This window comes from Bacillus safensis FO-36b (assembly GCF_000691165.1).
Lineage (GTDB): Bacteria > Bacillota > Bacilli > Bacillales > Bacillaceae > Bacillus > Bacillus safensis.
Map to the genome: position 1 here is coordinate 1 of NZ_ASJD01000037.1, position 534 is coordinate 534.

Here is a 534-nt window from a genome sequence, read left to right on the forward strand (position 1 = left end):
TACGCTCTAGCCAGCTGAGCTACACCGCCATGATCAAAATAATCTTTTAAAAAGTGGAGCCTAGCGGGATCGAACCGCTGACCTCCTGCGTGCAAGGCAGGCGCTCTCCCAGCTGAGCTAAGGCCCCATAAAAGATGGTCGGGAAGACAGGATTCGAACCTGCGACCCCTTGGTCCCAAACCAAGTGCTCTACCAAGCTGAGCTACTTCCCGATCTTAATGGCGCGCCCGAGAGGAGTCGAACCCCTAACCTTTTGATCCGTAGTCAAACGCTCTATCCAATTGAGCTACGGGCGCTTATTTATAATGCCGAGGGCCGGACTTGAACCGGCACGGTAGTCACCTACCGCAGGATTTTAAGTCCTGTGTGTCTGCCAATTCCACCACCCCGGCGTGGATGGTATAAGCGGAAGACGGGATTCGAACCCGCGACCCCCACCTTGGCAAGGTGGTGTTCTACCACTGAACTACTTCCGCATTACAGGATTTCTTTATTTTATTTGGCAATGCGGGTGAAGGGACTTGAACCCCCACG

General features: G+C 53.6%; 5 tRNA genes. All 5 read right to left on the bottom strand.

The window, feature by feature from the left end:
• Positions 1–54: 54 nt before the first annotated feature.
• Positions 55–127 (bottom strand) — tRNA-Ala (locus tag BA81_RS18965).
• Positions 128–135: 8 nt separating this feature from the next.
• A tRNA-Pro gene (locus BA81_RS18970) sits at positions 136–212 on the bottom strand.
• Positions 213–219: 7 nt separating this feature from the next.
• Positions 220–296, bottom strand: a tRNA-Arg gene (locus tag BA81_RS18975).
• A 10-nt stretch (positions 297–306) separates the two neighbouring features.
• A tRNA-Leu gene (locus tag BA81_RS18980) sits at positions 307–392 on the bottom strand.
• A 12-nt stretch (positions 393–404) separates the two neighbouring features.
• Positions 405–476 (bottom strand) — tRNA-Gly (locus tag BA81_RS18985).
• Between the last annotated feature and the right edge of the window lie 58 nt (positions 477–534).